At 65.0% G+C, this 16,980-nt stretch carries 11 protein-coding genes; 5 read left to right on the top strand and 6 right to left on the bottom strand.

From position 1 onward, the window contains the following. Positions 1–30: 30 nt before the first annotated feature. Genes ACN9M3_RS29815 through ACN9M3_RS29805 form a run of 3 tightly spaced genes read right to left on the bottom strand, consistent with a single transcriptional unit; the run spans position 31 to position 3,440 of the window. On the bottom strand, positions 31–1,359 hold the full coding sequence (locus tag ACN9M3_RS29815) for a D-tagatose-bisphosphate aldolase, class II, non-catalytic subunit (RefSeq protein ID WP_426319524.1): 1,329 nt from the start codon (positions 1,357–1,359) through the stop codon (positions 31–33). A gap of 7 nt (positions 1,360–1,366) precedes the next feature. Beyond that, positions 1,367–2,317 carry an ROK family protein gene (locus ACN9M3_RS29810; RefSeq protein WP_426319523.1) on the bottom strand — a complete coding sequence of 317 codons (951 nt, stop codon included), beginning with the start codon at positions 2,315–2,317 and terminating at the stop codon, positions 1,367–1,369. Beyond that, positions 2,304–3,440: an SIS domain-containing protein gene (locus tag ACN9M3_RS29805; protein ID WP_426319522.1), complete on the bottom strand. Its 1,137-nt coding sequence runs from the start codon at positions 3,438–3,440 to the stop codon at positions 2,304–2,306. The genes ACN9M3_RS29810 and ACN9M3_RS29805 overlap by 14 nt, the downstream gene beginning before the upstream one ends. Before the next feature lie 315 nt (positions 3,441–3,755). Between ACN9M3_RS29805 and ACN9M3_RS29800 the strand changes: the two genes are divergently transcribed. The 4 genes from ACN9M3_RS29800 to ACN9M3_RS29785 all read left to right on the top strand — a co-directional run bounded on the left by ACN9M3_RS29800 (position 3,756) and on the right by ACN9M3_RS29785 (position 12,562). After that, complete coding sequence (locus ACN9M3_RS29800) at positions 3,756–7,076, top strand: TIM-barrel domain-containing protein (RefSeq protein ID WP_426319521.1); 3,321 nt, start codon at positions 3,756–3,758, stop codon at positions 7,074–7,076. Between the two features lie 74 nt (positions 7,077–7,150). Continuing rightward, positions 7,151–10,126, top strand: a complete 2,976-nt coding sequence (locus ACN9M3_RS29795) for a TonB-dependent receptor plug domain-containing protein (RefSeq protein WP_426319520.1) — start codon at positions 7,151–7,153, stop codon at positions 10,124–10,126. A gap of 31 nt (positions 10,127–10,157) precedes the next feature. Next, positions 10,158–11,522: a Gfo/Idh/MocA family protein gene (locus tag ACN9M3_RS29790; protein WP_426165710.1), complete on the top strand. Its 1,365-nt coding sequence runs from the start codon at positions 10,158–10,160 to the stop codon at positions 11,520–11,522. A 53-nt stretch (positions 11,523–11,575) separates the two neighbouring features. Next, the gene (locus ACN9M3_RS29785) at positions 11,576–12,562 is read left to right on the top strand and encodes a TraB/GumN family protein (protein WP_426165708.1); all 987 of its coding nucleotides are present in this window, start codon (positions 11,576–11,578) and stop codon (positions 12,560–12,562) included. 11 nt (positions 12,563–12,573) lie between these two features. On the opposite strand, the gene ACN9M3_RS29780 is transcribed toward ACN9M3_RS29785, so the two are convergent. After that, entirely contained in the window at positions 12,574–14,169 is a 1,596-nt protein-coding gene (locus ACN9M3_RS29780) for a methyl-accepting chemotaxis protein (RefSeq protein ID WP_426319519.1), read from the bottom strand. A gap of 116 nt (positions 14,170–14,285) precedes the next feature. Beyond that, positions 14,286–14,723 (bottom strand): carboxymuconolactone decarboxylase family protein, encoded by a 438-nt coding sequence (locus ACN9M3_RS29775; RefSeq protein ID WP_426319518.1) that lies wholly within the window; start codon positions 14,721–14,723, stop codon positions 14,286–14,288. 102 nt (positions 14,724–14,825) lie between these two features. On the opposite strand from ACN9M3_RS29775, the gene ACN9M3_RS29770 reads away from it, so the two are divergent. Next, positions 14,826–15,725, top strand: a complete 900-nt coding sequence (locus tag ACN9M3_RS29770) for a LysR substrate-binding domain-containing protein (RefSeq protein WP_426319517.1) — start codon at positions 14,826–14,828, stop codon at positions 15,723–15,725. Here ACN9M3_RS29770 and ACN9M3_RS29765 read toward each other — a convergent pair. After that, entirely contained in the window at positions 15,722–16,969 is a 1,248-nt protein-coding gene (locus ACN9M3_RS29765; RefSeq protein ID WP_426319516.1) for a M28 family metallopeptidase, read from the bottom strand. The two genes, ACN9M3_RS29770 and ACN9M3_RS29765, sit on opposite strands and share 4 nt — an antisense overlap. Between the last annotated feature and the right edge of the window lie 11 nt (positions 16,970–16,980).

Here is a 16,980-nt window from a genome sequence, read left to right as displayed (position 1 = left end):
CTTCTGTCGCTGGCTGTCAAAACGTCGAGCTTAACAGATGGCGGCAGCCCTGTGCCCGGCAGCGGCGTTGGCGCTGCAGGCGCGCGCATATTGCGCCAGCACGCGGCCGACCTTGTGTTCCAGCAGGGATTGCGGCGCGGCCGCCAGTTCTCCCTGCAGCACGGCGGGCACTTGCTCCGGCAGGTACTGGCTCAGCAAAGGCAGCGGGATGCTGCGGCCGGCCAGGTTGGCCAGGAGCTGGCTGACGGCGGCGGCCACTGCCGGTTCGCCCCAGTAATAGCGGCAGCGGTCGGACAGGCCGTAGCGGCGCATCAGGCGCTGTTCCTCGGCGCTGCCCAGGTAATGCTTTTGCCAGTGCTGCGGCTTGGCCAGCATGGCCTCGTCCAGCACGTCCATCAGGCGCGAGGCCTGCTCCCTGCCCAGCAGGGCTTCCTCGATCAGGCACAGCGCCAGGAAGCCTTCGCGCAGGGCGAAGGTGGCGGCCGGGCCGACCTTGAGGATGGCGTAGTGGTCGCGCACCATCTCGTGCAGGCCCGCTTCGCGCTGGTAGTCGGTGGAATGCGCCTCGAACACCAGGCCGGGCTGGCTGGCGGCGAAGGCGGACAATCCGGCCGCCGCAACCGCGTCGTAGTGCTGCACATTGGCCTGGTCGAAATCGACGCCCGGCTGCACCACCATGGCGATCACGCGCTGCCATGCAGCGTGCAGGCCGGCTTTGGCGAAGGCGCGGCGGTGCACCTCGAGCGTGCGCTGCGCCGCCTGCGGCGCGGTGACGGCAAGCGCCTGTTCCAGCGATGCCTCGCCGCCCGGCACAGGCACTTCAGTGCCGATCACATACACCGGCGGCGGCAGGCCGGCGCGGGCCGCCGACTGCTCGGCGATGACGGCCAGGCGGACCGCGCGGGCGGCCACGGTTTCGTCGCTCAGCACCGGCTCGTCGTCGGCGCAGCGCATGCTGCAATCGAGGTGGATCTTGTGGAAGCCGGCCGACACGTAGGCGTCGATCAGCACGTCGGCATGCGCCATGGCGCTGGCCGCGTCCTGCGACTGCCAGGCGTTGGGGCCGAGGTGGTCGCCGCCCAGTACCAGGCGGTCGGCCGGGAAGCCCTGCTCCTGCGCCAGGCGATGCACATAGTCGCGGAATTGCGCCGGCTGCATGCCGGTGTAGCCGCCGAACTGGTCCACCTGGTTGGAGGTGGCTTCCACCAGCAGCAGCGTGCCGTATTGCGCGGCCACCTGCATGGCGGCGCGCAGCACGGCGGGGTGGCTGCAGCAGACGCTGTACAGGCCGACGGCGTTGCCGGCGCGGTGCGCCTCGACGATTTGCAGGACTGGGGAAAGCTGGGCAGGCTGTTTCATCGTCGTCTTAGTTCGTTTGTTGGCGCGCCAGCAGGGCGGCGCCGCGTGCACCGCCGGCATCGCCGAAGCGCGGCGCCAGCACTGGCGGAGTTTGCACGCCGCGGAACAGGTGGCGGCGCATGGCGGCCGGCAGTTGCTGGTACAGGTGCGACAGCTTGGATAGTCCGCCGCCCAGCACGATGGCGTGCGGGTCGTAGGCCAGCACCAGGCCGGCCATGGCGTGGCCCAGCAGGTCGAGGTGGATCGCCAGCGCTTGCGCGGCCAGGGCGTCGCCGTTGTTGGCGCGGCCCACGATCGCCAGCGGCTGTGCGCCGTCGCCGCCGAGGTGGGCGTGCAGCTGCGACAGGCCGGGACCGGAGACGTAGCGCTCGAGGCAGCCCTGCTTGCCGCAGGGGCAGTCCAGCACCGGCAGCTTGTAGAGGGCCAGCAGCGGCGCGGGAATCGTCCAGTGGCCCCACTCGCCGGCAATGGCGTTGAAGCCGCGTTGCAGGCGGCCGTCGACGCAGTAGCCGCCGCCGGCGCCGGTGCCGATGATGGCGCCAAACATGGTGGGCAGGCCTGCTGCAGCGCCGCCTTGCGCTTCCGACAGGGCGAAGCATTGGCAGTCGTTGCCGATGACGACGGGACGCGCCAGCGCTTCCTGCAGCGCGGCGGCGACCAGGCGCCCGTTCAGGGCCGGCACGTTGGAGCTGAGCTGGCGGCCGGTGGCGCTGTCGATCACGCCGGGCAGGCCGATGCCGACCGCGGCAGCCGGAGCCTGCGGGCCAAGCGCTGCGTCGCCGCGCGCCGCCAGGCCGCCGATCGCGGCGACGAATTCATTGAAGTCGGTGCCCGGCGTCGCGACGCGCTCGCGGAACACTTCCCGCAGTTCGCCGCCGGCATCGATCCACGACACCAGTTCGATCTTGGTGCCGCCGATATCGATGCCGTGATAGCCGGTTTGCTCAGAACTGGTCATGGCGGTAGATGGTGACGCCTTGCACCACGCGGTTGACGGTGCCGTCGGCGAAGGGATTGTCGGGTGCCAGGCCCAGCGTGGCCGACTGGTGCAGGGCGTATTGCTGCGCCATCAGCAGCCACAGTGGCGCCAGCCAGGCGTCCGGCAAGGCGGGCGCTGCGACCGTGACGTCGGATTCGCTGCCGACGGTGATCACCGAACCTGCCACGCCTTCGCGGCGCAGCTCTTGCAGCAGGTCTTCCTCATACCGGCGCGCCAGCGCTTTGCCGCTGCGGAACAGCACAACCAATGATTGCTTGTTCAGCGCCGACTTCGGGCCGTGGCGGAAACCGAGCGCGGTGTTCGACATGGCCAGCACGCGGCCGCCCGTCAGTTCCAGTATTTTCAGCGCGGATTCCTTGGCAAGTGCTTCCAGCGGACCGCTGCCCAGGTAGACCACGCGCTGTACCGGCTGCGCGGCCAGCGTGGCCACCGGCGCTGCCCAGTCGCGCAATGCGGTGTCGCCGGCCTGCGCCAGCGCTGCCAGGTGCTCCTGCCATTCGCCCTTGCCCAGCACGCACAGGGCGGCCAGCAGCATGCAGGTGAAGCTGCTGGTCATGGCGAAACCACGGTCGCAGCTGGCGGCAGGCATCAGCAGGTTGAAGGCGCGCGCGTCGGTATCGCCCTTGCGTGCCAGCTGGCCTTGCGCATTGCAGGTGATGTTCAGGAAGCGTGCGTCGGCTACCAGCTCGCGCACCAGGTCGACCGCGGCCAGGCTTTCCGGGCTGCTGCCGCTGCGGGCGAAGGACACCAGCAGGGTTGGCGCGTCCGGGTCGAGGTAGAGCTCCGGGTGGGTCAGCAGGCTGGTGGTGGCCACGGCGCGCACCTGCGCTGGCCAGGCCGCGTTCAGTTCATCGGCAACGATCTCGCCGACATAAGAGGAGCTGCCGGCGCCAGTCAGGATCACGCGCTGCTGCGGATCGTGCAGGCAGCCGCCGACGAAAGCGGCAACGTCGGCCGCGCGGCTTTGCAGGCTGCTGCGCAGTTCGCGCCACAGAGCCGGCTGCTGCGTAATCTCTTCGGCGGTATCGAGGCCGCGGATATCGCGCCAGGATTGCGGGTCACGCTGGAGGAGGGTAGTCATCGAAAAAAGAAAAGTTATTCGTTGGCTGAAAGCATAAATAGTATATTTCGAAAAGTCAAATGCGAAAGACAAACGAAAGATCTGGCCGGATGAACAGTGTGCCGGAACGGTGGTGAAGCGTTCATAATTCAGCATGCTACGTTGCGTGATAGCTACTATTCGAAAGATATTGCGCTGATTTGCTGGTCAAACGAAAGTAAATTGCGTGAAAAATGGGTGCGATAGCGCAGTTTCCTTTCTTTTTGTTGACCTTTTTTGCTTTTATTCCTAAAGTAGGACCGTCAAAACGAAAAATATTGCACCTTAGGCAGGCTTATGAAGAGACTCACCCGCACTGCAATTGCCGCTGCCGCGATGGCGCTGGCCACTGGCGCCGCCCTGGCTGCCCCGCTCGGAAAACTGCGCAGCATTGCTGCCGCGCCGGCCGCTGCCGCGGAAGGCCTGTCCTGGGACCTCGCGACCGAATCCGGCGCCATCGTGCGCGTCAGCCTGCTGCAGGACGACGTGCTGCGCATCTGGGCTGGCCCCAAAGGCAAACTGACCGATGCCGGGGACAAGGCGGCCGCCATCGTGATCGGCAAGCCGGCCGCGCATATTGAGCATAGCGTAAGCGAACAGCCCGACCACATTTTGCTGCGCACTGCGAAACTGGCCTTGCGCATCGACCGCAACCCCTTGCGTTTCAGCCTGTTCCGCGCTGGTGAAACGCAGCCGCTGTGGCGCGAAGTACAGCCGCTGGAGCTGGGGGACAGGACCAGCGTGCAGACCCTGTCCAGCGACAAGGCGGAACGCTTCTTTGGCGGCGGCCAGCAGAATGGCCGCTTCGAGTTCAAGGGGCGCCAGCTTGCCGTATCCTATTCGGGCGGATGGGAAGAGGGCGACCGCCCAAGCCCGGCGCCATTTCTCATGAGTTCGCGCGGCTGGGGCATGCTGCGCAACACCTGGTCCGACGGCAGCTATGATTTGCGCCAGCAGGACGTCGTCGCCTTGCAGCACGCAGAACCGCGCTTCGATGCCTACTACTTCGTCGGCAAGGATGTGCGCGACGTGCTGGCGCGCTACACCGAGTGGACCGGCCGCGCGCGCATGCTGCCGCGCTGGGCGCTGGAATACGGCGATGCCGATTGCTACAACGACGGCGACAACGTGAAGAAGCCGGGCACTGTGCCGAAAGGCTGGAGCGATGGCCCAAGCGGCAAGACGCCGGACGTTGTCGATTCGGTGGCGCGGAGATACCGTGAGAACGATATGCCGGGCGGCTGGATCCTGCCCAACGACGGCTACGGCTGCGGCTACACCAGCCTGCCGGAAACCGTGCAGGGCCTGGCGAAATACGGCTTTCGCACCGGCCTGTGGACCGAGAACGGCGTCGACAAGATCAAGTGGGAAGTAGGCGCCGCCGGCAGCCGGGTGCAGAAGCTGGACGTGGCCTGGACCGGCAAGGGCTACCAGTTCTCGCTGGATGCCAACAAGTCGGCCTACGACGGCATCCTGGACAATTCCGACAGCCGCCCTTTCATCTGGACCGTGATGGGATGGGCCGGTACGCAGCGCTATGCGGTGGCATGGACTGGCGACCAGAGTGCAAGCTGGGACTACATTCGCTGGCACGTGCCGACGCTGGTGGGCTCCGGCCTGTCCGGCCAGGCGTATGCGACCGGCGACGTGGATGCGATCTTTGGCGGCAGCCCCGAAACCTATTCCCGCGACCTGCAGTGGAAGGCATTCACGCCGGTGCTGATGGGGATGTCGGGCTGGTCTGCCAATGCGCGCAAGCATCCATGGTGGTTCGACGAGCCTTACCGCAGCATCAACCGCCGCTACCTGAAACTCAAGCTGCGCCTGACGCCTTACATGTACACGCTGGCGCACGAAGCGGAACAGACCGGCGCGCCGCTGGTGCGCGGCTTGATGTGGGACTACCCATCCGACCCTGCCGCCTTCACCGAAGCGTACAAGTACCAGTTCCTGCTGGGCCGCGAGGTGCTGGTAGCGCCCGTGTATCGCAGCCAGGCGGTGTCGCAAGGCTGGCGCAAGGCGATCCATCTGCCGCAGGGAACATGGTTCGAGTACTGGGACGGCCGCCAGGCAACGGCCGGCGCCGCGGGGCGCGACATCGACTTGCAGGTCACCCTCGACAAGCTGCCGCTCTTCGTTCGCGCCGGCGCCATCCTGCCGATGTATCCGGAAGTCCTGTACGACGGCGAAAAACCGAAGGACGTGCTGACGCTGGACCTGTATCCGCACGGCGAATCGTCGTTCACGCTGTACGAGGACGACGGCAACACGCGCCAGTACCAGAAGGGTGCATTCAGCCGGCAGGTCCTGCGCATGCGTGAATCCGGCGGCGCCGTGAGTGTCGACATCGCCCCGGTGGAAGGCAGCTACGCAGGCCAGGAGGCACGCCGAAGCTACGTCCTGCGCATGCTGACGCGACAGCGCCCGGCGGCGGTCGCCTCTGCAAGCCGCACCCTGCCCGCATGCGCGGACCGCGCTGCCTATGACGCTGCCGCGGAAGGCTGGTATTACGACCCGCAGGAGCGCACCGGCACGCTGCACGTAAAGACCGCGAAGCAGGACATCCGCCAGCCGCTGCAAATCAGCGTCCAGGGCGCGCAAGCACTGGCCGCACAGGACGGAAGCTTCCCGCAAGCTCCTGAACTGGGCCGCGCCTTGCCGCCGGACGCCTTGCTGGTGGTGAACCGCCCCGCAGAGGAGCCAGGACACGCGCTTGAAAACGCCTTCGACGACCAAGACGCCACCTGGTTCCGCACCACCCGCAACCAGTCGATCCGCACCGGCGCCCACGAATGGACCATCGGTTTCACCGAGCGCCGCCTGGTTGACGGCATCGAGATCGCGCCGCGCAACGACGAGCACTGGAAGCACGGCCAGGTGCGGGACTATGAAATCTACATCGCCGACACGAACGGTGAATGGGGCAAACCGAACTTCATCGGCCGCCTGAAGCTGCAGAAGGAGACGCAGACCATCAACTTCCCGGCCACAGCTGGCCGCCTGCTGCGCTTCCGCGTGCTCAGCACGCAGAACCCGGAAGGGGAAGGCGCGGCTTCCACCGACCCGATGGTGACGGCCGCCGTCCAGGCGCCGGCCAAGGCAATCAACGCCATGCAGCCGGCCGAAGTGGGGCCGATCGCGTTGTCCAGCTTCCGCATCCTCGAACATCGTGCGAAGGAAGGCACGGAGCAGCAAAGCTTCCTGTCGGACCTGCCATTGCCGAAAGGCGTCGGACGCGATCGTCCTGCCGGCAAGGGAAAGGACATGCGCATGAACGGCCTGTGGTTCCGCAAGGGACTGGGCGTCGGCCCCGCCAGCCGCATCGACCTGCAGCTGGAAGGCAGCTGGAACCTCCTGCGCGCCGACCTGGGCGTGGACGACAGCTGCCGTAGCGCAGGCGGCCTGCAATTCCAGGTCTGGAGCAGCGAGCGCCTGCTGTACGACAGCGGCCTGGTGACGGCGCCTGCCGTCGTCAAGCCGGAAATCGATGTACGCGGGTTGCGGCAACTCAGCCTGCGGACCCTGGGTGCGCGCGGCGCCCAGCCAGCCCAGGTTTGCGGCAACTGGGCCAATGCCGTACTGCTGGGCACAGAAGGCGCCACCGCCAAGACGCGCTGACCGCACATTTTTCGTCACCAAGAACGAACCCCTCTTCGGACCGGGGAGGGCGTTTTGCAAACTAAAAAAAGGAGATGCAAGTGGAACTGAAGAAATTGATCGCTGCGCTGGCAGCCATTGGATGTGCTGGCGGGGCCTTGGCAGACGGGGCGGATGACAAGAAGGACGAGAAAGGCGAGAAGATCCACCGCGTCGAAGTGACCGGCTCGAGCCTGAAGCGCATCAATGCCGAAACCGCATCGCCGGTGCAGGTCATCGACGCCAAGCAGATCGAAAACATGGGCGCCCGCACCCTGATGCAGGTGCTGGACAACCTGCCAGCCGCGCGCCCGGCCCAGCAAGACTTCCGTTCCATGTTCACCGGCTCCGACGGCGCCTCGCAAGCGAACCTGCGTGGCCTCGGCGCGCAAGGAACCCTGGTGCTGCTGAACGGCCGCCGCCTGTCCTTCTACGGCGCACCGGCCGGCTTCCAGACCATGTTCGTCAATATCGACTCGATTCCCGCTGCGGCGATCGAGCGCATGGAAATCCTGACTGATGGTGCGTCTGCGGTGTACGGCTCGGACGCGGTGGCCGGCGTGATCAACGTCATCACCAAGAAGAACTACCAGGGACTGGAAGCGAAGGTCAGCACCGACCATTCGCAGGAGGTGTCGGCCTACGGCGAGCACCAGGCCAGCCTGGTGTACGGGAAGGGCGACTTCGGCAGCGACGGCTACAACTTCATGGCGTCCCTGAACGTGTACAAGCGCGACCGCATCGCGCTGGCCGATACCTACGACAAGCGCCCGGACTACTACTACGTCAACAACCCGAACTTCATTTCGAACTTCCGCGTCGGCGTCGGCAGTGAACCGGGCCAGCCTAACCCGGGCACCTTCTTCGTATTCGATCCGGCCAGGAACAATGCCCGCACCCAGCGTGCGGTGACCGGCTGTTCCACCATGATCACCGAAGCATCCGGTACACGCTGCGTGTGGAACAACCTGCCGTACTCCATCGATACCGGCCCGACTTCCGACCGCGCAACCGGCTTCCTGTCCGGCCGCAAGAAGCTTGGCGAAGACCTGGAATTCTTTGCCGAAGCAGCCTTTACCCACATCAAGCTGCGCGGCGAGAACGGCCCGCGCAGCTTCAACAGCGGCACCACCAACAACTGGTTCTCCCGCAATACCGGCACCACCTTGAACACCTTCAGCTACCCTTACCTTGGCCCCAACAACGTCTACCTGAAAGGCAAGCTCGATGCCGACATGGCCGCCAAGATGGGCGGCGCGGCGGGCCTGAACTACGTCCTGCAGGATGCGGCTGGCCACTTCGGCCAGAAGAACCTGGACGACAACTACCGCGTGCTGGCCGGCCTGAAGGGGCACCTGGCCGGCAGCTGGGACTTCGAAACCGCACTGGGTGTCGCAGGCAGCCATTCCACCCTGTACCAGACCATCAACGTGAATACCAAAGGCTTCGAGAAAGCCTTCGGTCCCTTCACCAAGGACCCGGTCACCGGCCGCACCTATATCGCTGACAACCCGGCCTACAAGTTCGGCGAAATCAGCGAAGCCAATGCGGCCCTGATCCGCGAAGCGTATCCGACCTTCGACATCCAGTCCTGGACGAAGCTGATTACCTTCGACGCCAAGGTGGAAGGCACGCTGTTCAAGCTGGGCGAACGCGAAGTGCGCGCTGCCTTCGGCACCAACCTGATGCGCGAAAGCTTCGATACTCCCGGCAATCCGGATGCCGCCAATGGCCTGATCACGCAGCAGGGCGGTTCCTGGTTCGACGGCAAGCGCACCGTCAGCGCGCTGTTCGGCGAAGTGGTGGTTCCGGTCACCGACACGCTGGAAGTCAACGCCGCGGCGCGCCTGGACAAATACCCGCACTTCTCCGCCAACCTTGCGCCGAAGGTCGGCGTGCAATGGCGCGCGCGTCCTGAAATCATGGTGCGCGGCACCTACTCGGAAGGCTTCCGTGCCCCCAACCTGGCAGAATCGGGCAGCGGCGGCGTGTTCGCGCAGGTGGGCGGCATCCGCGACACCGTGCGCTGCGACGAAACCAACGCCATCGCCAAGCTGCTGCAGATGTCTGTCACCGCGACCGACCGCGACCTGGGCAAGACCCTGCTCAATTCCAACTGCTCGACCACCGTGGGCGGCCTGACCCCGCCGAACCCGAACCTGACGCCGGAGAAAGCCAAGATCTCGACCCTTGGCCTGGTGCTCCAGCCGGCCAAGGACGTCAGCATTTCGCTGGACTACTGGTTCGTCTACCGCCGCAACGAAATCGTGCGCCAGGACTTCAACCAGCTGTTCACCGCGCTGGTCGACCAGTACGGCCCAAGCCTGGCCGGCACCGACAAGGCAATCCGCAACGAGCTTTCCGATGCCGACCGCGCCAATATGGCAGCCGTGGCCGCCATGTGCGCCAATCCCGCCAATGCCGCTGCCTGCACCGGCCCGCTGCCGAAGTACTCGGTGGGCAACCTGGGTGGCCTGATCAATTCCTACTCGAACCGCGGCCGCACCCTGCTGGACGGCTTAGACATCGATGCGCGTGCCCGCTTCTCGCTGGGCGAATACGGCAAGCTGGGTACCGGCGCCGCATTCACCATCCGCAAGCGCGAAACCTACAACTACGAAGACGGCAGCGGCTTCTCCGGCAACTACGTCGGTTACTACGATTCGCCGCGCCTGCGCGCCACCTTCAACGCCGACTGGACCTACCAGAACCTGGTCACCAGCCTGTTCGTGAACTACACCGGCAAGGCCAAATGGGCATTTGGCGCATACGACACCGACAACGCACCGGAGAATTGCACCGCCGGCGGCGTCGCATTGCCGGATGACCTGTGCGGCGGCCAGCCTTCGTACTACACCGTCAACCTTGGCTTCAACTGGAAGCCGGTCAAGAACCTGGACCTGGGCCTGAACATCAAGAACGTCACCAACAAGAGGCCGTACTACGACCCGAACGGATGGGAAGGATACAACCACCAGCAAAACCTGTTCGGCCGCGTCTTCTCGCTCTCGGCCAACTACAAGTTCTGGTAACCTGCGACCCAACCAAAGAGGTAACGACTAGATGGACAAGCAATTCAATCGACGACACTTCCTCACCGCTGGCGCCGCGCTGGCGGGCAGCCTGCTGCTGCCTTCCGCCTTTGCGGCGGGCAGCCGCGAAAAGCTCCGGCTCGGCATGATCGGCACCGGCATGCGCGGCCAGGTGCTGCTGCGCGAACTGATACGCCGCGACGACGTGGAAGTCGCTGCGCTGTGCGATATCGAGCCGATCATGCTGGGCAAGGCCATGGCGAAGTTCGAGAAGGCCGGCAAGGCCAAGCCGCGCACCTTCGGCGAGGATGGCGACAAGCACGCCTACCGCCGCATGCTGGACGCGAAACAGCTCGATGGCGTCATCATTGCCACGCCTTGGGAATGGCATGCGCAAATGGCGATCGACGCCATGCAAGCCAGAGTGCCTGTCGGCTGCGAGGTAGTAGCAGGCGTGACGCTGAAGGATCACTGGGACGTGCTGGACACCCAGCTCAAGACCGGCACGCCGTATATGCTGCTGGAAAACGTGTGCTACCGCCGCGACGTGATGGCGGTGCTGCAGATGGTGCGCTCCGGCCTGTTCGGCGAACTGGTGCACCTGCAGGGCGGCTACCAGCACGACCTGCGCGCCGTGAAGTTCAACAACGGCGACCCGGCCAAGCCATACGGCAGCGGCATCGAGTTCGGCGCCAAGGGCTGGTCGGAAGCGAAGTGGCGCACCGAGCACTCCGTGCAGCGCAATGGCGAGCTGTATCCAAGCCATGGCATCGGGCCGTGCGCGATGTACACCAATATCAACCGCGGCAACCGCTTCACCCGCATCAACACCTTCGCCACCAAGGCGCGCGGCCTGCACGACTACATCGTCAAGCAGGGCGGCGCCGATCATCCGAGCGGCAAGGTGAAGTTCAGCCTGGGCGACGTGGTGACCACCACGCTGTCCTGCGAGAACGGCGAGACCATCATCCTGCAGCACGACACTTCGCTGCCGCGTCCTTACTCGCTGGGCTTCCGCGTGCAGGGCACCAATGGCTTGTGGATGGACGTGAACCATTCCATCCACATCGAAGGCAAGAGCAAGCCGCACCAGTGGGACGACTTCCAGGCCTACCAGGACCAGTACGACCACCCGTTGTGGCGCAAATACGCAGGCGACGCAGCGGGCGCGGGGCACGGCGGCATGGACTACTTCGTGATCCACGCTTTCGTGGCAGCGCTGAAGGCGCGTGCGCCGATGCCGATCGATATCTACGACGCGGTGACGTGGAGCGCCATCACGCCACTGTCCGAGCAATCGATTGCGCAGAACTTCCAGACGCTGGACTTCCCTGACTTCACACGAGGCCAGTGGAGCAAGCGCAAGCCGATCTTCGCTTTCGACGATCGCTACTGACATCGCTGAGGTAATATTGCCGTTCTCTTAACCATTTTAGAAAGCGTAAGAGGATGACAAGGAAAGTACTCACCGCTGTGGCATTGAGCCTGCTGGCGGCAAGCGCCTGGGCGCAGGAAGAGGCCCCGGCGCCAGAAGGCGATACGATTGTGATCACGGGCCAGCGCCCCGGCCCGGGCCTGTGGAAGGTCAGTAAAGGCGAACACGTGATGTACGTTTTCGGCGATTATGCACCGCTGCCGATCAAGATGGACTGGCGCTCCCACGAAGTGGAAGCCATCATCGCCAAGTCCCAGGAATACCTGCCCAAGCCGTCGTTTGGCATTTCCGTCGGCTGGTGGGGCGGCATCAAGATGCTGCCATTTGCCATCGGAATCAAGAATAACCCGGACGGCGGCAAGCTGATCGACGTGCTGCCAGCCGATACTTACGACCGCTGGCAAGCGCTCAAGACAAAATACATCGGCAAGAACGACAGCATCGAGCGGGAACGCCCGATGTTCGTTGCCGACACGCTGTACCAGCAAGGGCTGGAAAAGAACGGCCTGACCATGCGCACCGACGTCTATTCGAAGCTCGACAAGCTGGTGAAGCAGTACAAGGTGAAGGTCACGTCCAGTAACGTCCAGACCGAACTCGAAAGCCCGACCGAGGCCCTGCGCGCATTCAAGAATTCACCGGGAACGGACGTGCTTTGCTTTGCCAGGACCGTGGAGCGCCTCGAGTCCGATCTCGATGCGATGCGCGCGCGCGCCAATGCATGGGCGGTCGGCGACATGTCGAAGATCTCTTCCCTGAGCTTTGCCGACCGCGAAGCCGCATGCACCGACGCAGTGCTGAACAACGACGCGTTCAAGTCGAACGAGAAGCTGAAGCAGGTGAAGGAAACGATGCAGAAGAACTGGCTGGCCAACGCCGAGCGCGCACTGGCGGCCAATGATTCGACCTTCGCCGTGCTGCCGCTGGTGCGCCTGCTCGATCCGAAAGGCCCCTTGGCCGAGCTGCAGGCCAAGGGCTACAAGGTGGAGGCGCCCGAGTAAGCGCCCCCGCATCACGCAGGCCTGGCGCGCATTGCGCCGGCGCCGGCTTGCTGCGGCAGCTTGAACACTTCCAGCGCCTTGGCGACGGCCTGCGCCTGCAGGTCCAGCACGCCGGTGGCGGCGGAAGCTTCCTCCACCATCTGGCTGTTCTGGCGCGTCACTTCGTCAAGCTGCACGATGGCGTCTTTCACCTGGTTGACGCCGTCGCTCTGTTCGCGCGTCGCGCCGCGGATATCGCCCATGATGGAGGCCACGCGGCCGATCGCGGAAATCACCGCATCCATGTCCTTGCCGGCCGCGGTGGCCACGTTGGCGCCGCCTTCGATCTTGCCGGCAGAGGCATCGATCAGGACTTTGATGTCCTTGGCCGCCGCCGCGCTGCGCTGCGCCAGGTTGCGCACTTCGCTTGCTACCACCGCGAAACCGCGGCCGCTTTCGCCGGCGCGCGCCGCTTCCACCGCTGCATTGAGGGCCAGGATATTGGTCTGGAAAGCGATGCCGTCGATCAGGCCGATGATGTCGACGATCTTGTGCGAGGACTGGCGGATCTCGTCCATTGCCGTCACCACCTGCGCCACGGCGACGCCGGTGCGTTCGGCCAGCGCAGTCGCTTCGGTCGCCACGCCATTGGCGGTATTCACGTTGTCGGCTGTCTGGCTCACGGTGCCGGTAATCAGCCCAATATGCGCCGTGGTCTGTTCCAGGTTGGCCGCCTGCGCTTCGGTGCGCGCTGCCAGGTCGACGTTGGCGCTGCGCACCTGCGTCGTGGTGCTGCGGGTCAGTGCGAAATTGCCGCGGATGTCGCCCAGTATCGACGCCAGGTTCAGGTTCAGCTGGCGCACGAAGGCCTGCAGTTGGCCCAGTTCATCGTGGCGGTCGACCGCCATGCGCGTGGTCAGGTCGCCGCCGGCCAGGATGCGGGTGGCGTTGATGCAGGCCTGGACCGGCGCCACGATGGCGCGGTGCAGGTTGTACCAGCCGTACAGCGCCAGCGCCGCCAGCAGCAACGCCTGCACGTGCAGCGCGGAGTCGGAGTAGGGCAGCACGGCATGCAGCGCCATCGCCAGCGCCAGCAGCGCCATGCTGCCGAAGCACAGCGCCATGCGCTGCGACAGGGAGATGTCGCGCAGCGCATTGGCGATCTTCCTGCGGCCGCGCGGTGCAGCGGCGCCGCGCGCGATGCGCACGCCATCCGGATTCGGGCTCTTGACGGTGCGGTACAAAGCCTCGGCATCCTTGACCTGCTGCGGCTTCGGCTTGGTGCAGACCGACATGAAGCCGGTCGTGCGGTTCTTCTCGATCACGGGGGTAACGTTGGCGATGCACCAGAAGTAGCCGCCATTCCTGCAGCGGTATTTGACCAGGCCGCGCCATGGTTCGCCCGACATGGTGGTGCGCAGCATATCCTCGTCGATTTGCGCCGGCATGTCCGGGTGATAGAAGGCCTTTTGCGGGCGTCCGATCAGGTCCTCGCCGGCGTAGTCGCCGACAGCGATGAACGTCGAATTGGTGTAGGTCAGGCGGCCCTGCAGGTCGGTGGTGATGACGATGGGCTTGCCGTCTTCAAGCAGGGTTTCGTGTTCGGCTGCGGTGAGTGTGCTGCGCATTTTTGACACTTTGTTTCAGTTGGGAAAGATCGCAGAGCATACTAGCAGATCGACGAATGGCCGCGCCGAAAGCGTGGCCATTTCGTGGTTTTTCCGCCAAAATAGTTGTCGCGCAGTTAAGCTGGCAATTCCATCGCAAAGCCGACGCCAAAGCGGTTCCAGGCGTTGATGGCGCCGATGACGAAGGTCAGTTCCGACAGCTCCTGTTCGCTGAACTGGGCAGCGACCTCGCTGTACACCTCGTCCGGCGCGCCGTTTTTGGAGAGTTCGGTCAGCGTTTCGGTCCACAGCAGCGCGGCGCGTTCGCGCTCGTCGAAGAACGGCGTTTCGCGCCAGGCCGGCAGCGCCAGCAGGCGGCGCACGTCTTCGCCGTGCTTGAGCGCGTCCTTGCTGTGCATGTCGATGCAATAAGCGCAGCCATTGATCTGCGAGGCGCGGATCTTGACCAGCTCGCGCAGCGAGAGCGGCAGCAGCGATTCGGCGATGGCGCGCTCGAGGCCCATCATGGCCTTCATGGCGGTCGGGGCGGCGGCGGTGTAGTTGATGCGTTTCATGGTGAATTCCTCCAAGTGGTTGCGATGAATCCACTTTAGTCCGGACGAGATTGCGGATAAACTGGTCTTTATCGTTTTGAATATACGGAAAGTCGAACAATCATGGCTTTTGACCGTCTTGAGGCCATGCGCGCCTTCTGCCGCATCGTCGAGGTAGGGAGTTTCGTCGGCGCGGCCGAAGCACTGGGCGTGCCGAAGACCACCATCTCCGGCCAGATCCAGGGCCTGGAGGCGCACCTGGGCATGAAGCTGCTGCACCGGACCACCCGCCGCGTGTCGCCCACCACCGACGGCGCGGCCTATTACGAAGGCGCCCGCGCGCTGCTCGACGACCTGGATGAACTGGAGTCCTCGCGCAACGATGCGCGCGGCCGGGTGCGGGTTGAGATGCCGTCGCCGGTCGGCACTGGCCTGATCATTCCCGCCTTGCCGGACTTCGCGGCGCGCTATCCGGATGTGCGGCTCGATATCGGCTGCGGCGAGCGCGTGGTGGACCTGGTGCAGGAGGGAATCGATTGCGCCTTGCGCGGCGGGCCGGTGGCGGACCAGGACCTGGTGGCAAGGCCGGTGGGGAATATGCGCTTCTGCCTGTGCGCTGCGCCGTCCTACCTGGCGTCGGCCCCGAGGCTGGCGGCAGTGGAGGACCTGCCAGCGCACCGCTACCTTGGCTTCGTGTTTGCAGCGACAGGCCGCCAGCACGTCCAGTCGCTGCAGCGCGGCGACCAGCGCTACGTGATCGAGCAGCTGCCTGCCATGCGCTTCAATAGCGCCGCTGCATACGTCGCGGCGGGCGTGGCGGGTCTCGGCATCCTCAATATCCCGCGTGCGGAAGCGGCGCTGCATTTGCGCAGCGGCGCGCTGATGGAAGTGCTGGCGGACTGGCACCTGGGCAGCATGCCGATCAGTCTTGTCTACCCGTATGCACGCAGGCTGTCATCGCGCGTGCGCGCCTTTACCGACTGGGCCACCGCCTTGATGGCGAGCGACCCTTTGTGGCGCTAAGGCTTGGCGACCCTGGCGCCAACCAGCTTCGCGACGCCGGCCAGCGTGGTCTGCGCAGCGTTCAGGCCAAGCAGGAAGTCCTTGTCCGAATAGTTCGAATACAGGTCGGTCGCTTGGTGCCAGTGCGGGTTCCAGCCGGCGCCGATCTGCTGCCCGCGCTCGTTCTCGCGCAGCGAGATAGAGGGCACCAGGTCCATGAAGGGCGTGGAGTCGGTGTTGGTCATGTGGAAGCCGACCGCAGCCGGATAGTTGGTCGCGTACTTGTCGTTCGCCGCGCGGAAGTCCCATGCCAGCCTGGCCGAAGCTTCGGCCTGTTTCGAGTTGGACTGGAACTCGATATTCACGTCCGCCTCCGCGCGCTGCTCTTTCGGCAGCACGTAGATCGGATGGCCTTTCGCGTCCAGCACCGGCCTGCCGGCGTCATCGAGCTTGGGGACCGGCATGCCGTGGTCGAACAGCATCATGTCGTGCTGGATCATGCCCAGCCAGCGCGGTTCAGGGTATTTGCCCGAGCCTTTCGGCGACTCGATGCCTTGCAGGTTCTTGCGCTGCTCGACGTAGGCGGCTGCGCCGTTCAAGCCGGTTTCCTCGTTGTTCCACAGGGCGAAGCGGATCGAGCGCTCGGTTTCCACGCCCGGCGCATTGAAGATGCGCGCCAGCTCCATCACCAGCGCTGTGCCGGAACCATCGTCGTTGGCAGCCTCGCCAAAGCCGATGCCGTCCATGTGCGCGCTGACGATCATCATTTCGTCGGGGCGGGTCTTGCCGATCTTGGTGCAGTAGACGTTCTCGCGCAGCGAGGTGCCTTGCGGCGTCTGTTCGGCGTTGAGTGCGCGCAGCCGTTCATCGGGCTGCTTCATCGGATCGGTGTTCACGCCGGTGGGCGCGCGGTTGCCGAACAGCGTGCTGCCGCCCTGGCCGGGAGGTCCGCCCGCGCCGCCACCCGCCGCCACCGCCGGCTTGCCGCGCGCGGCCGGTTCGGTGAACTGGTACTGCAGGCGCTCCACGTTGGAGCAGCCATACGCTTTCAACTGCACCTCGATCCAGTCCAGCGCCTGTCGGTTGCGTTCCGTGCCCTGGCGCCGGTCGCCGAACCTGGTCAGGCTTTTGATGGTGGCCTTGTACTTTTCGAGTTCGAGCTGGTTCACCAGCGTGGAGATCGGATCGGCTGCGGCGGCCGTTTGTGCATGGGCGGCATTTGCCGCGAAGGCCAGTGCGATGCTGAGGGCGACGGTTGCTTTCATTGGGAGCTATC

It is taken from the genome of Pseudoduganella sp. R-43 (assembly GCF_049913255.1).
In the GTDB taxonomy this organism is placed as follows: Bacteria; Pseudomonadota; Gammaproteobacteria; order Burkholderiales; family Burkholderiaceae_D; genus Rugamonas.
This window is presented reverse-complemented; position numbering and strand designations above follow the sequence as displayed.

Excerpts from the sequence above, each read along its gene's own strand:
- ACN9M3_RS29795 (WP_426319520.1), top strand. The coding sequence starts at position 7,151 with ATGCAAGTGGAACTGAAGAAATTGATCGCTGCGCTGGCAGCCATTGGA.
- ACN9M3_RS29790 (WP_426165710.1), top strand. The coding sequence starts at position 10,158 with ATGGACAAGCAATTCAATCGACGACACTTCCTCACCGCTGGCGCCGCG.
- ACN9M3_RS29770 (WP_426319517.1), top strand. The coding sequence starts at position 14,826 with ATGGCTTTTGACCGTCTTGAGGCCATGCGCGCCTTCTGCCGCATCGTC.
- ACN9M3_RS29805 (WP_426319522.1), bottom strand. The coding sequence starts at position 3,440 with ATGACTACCCTCCTCCAGCGTGACCCGCAATCCTGGCGCGATATCCGC.
- ACN9M3_RS29775 (WP_426319518.1), bottom strand. The coding sequence starts at position 14,723 with ATGAAACGCATCAACTACACCGCCGCCGCCCCGACCGCCATGAAGGCC.
- ACN9M3_RS29785 (WP_426165708.1), top strand. The coding sequence starts at position 11,576 with ATGACAAGGAAAGTACTCACCGCTGTGGCATTGAGCCTGCTGGCGGCA.
- ACN9M3_RS29815 (WP_426319524.1), bottom strand. The coding sequence starts at position 1,359 with ATGAAACAGCCTGCCCAGCTTTCCCCAGTCCTGCAAATCGTCGAGGCG.
- ACN9M3_RS29780 (WP_426319519.1), bottom strand. The coding sequence starts at position 14,169 with ATGCGCAGCACACTCACCGCAGCCGAACACGAAACCCTGCTTGAAGAC.
- ACN9M3_RS29800 (WP_426319521.1), top strand. The coding sequence starts at position 3,756 with ATGAAGAGACTCACCCGCACTGCAATTGCCGCTGCCGCGATGGCGCTG.
- ACN9M3_RS29810 (WP_426319523.1), bottom strand. The coding sequence starts at position 2,317 with ATGACCAGTTCTGAGCAAACCGGCTATCACGGCATCGATATCGGCGGC.
- ACN9M3_RS29765 (WP_426319516.1), bottom strand. The coding sequence starts at position 16,969 with ATGAAAGCAACCGTCGCCCTCAGCATCGCACTGGCCTTCGCGGCAAAT.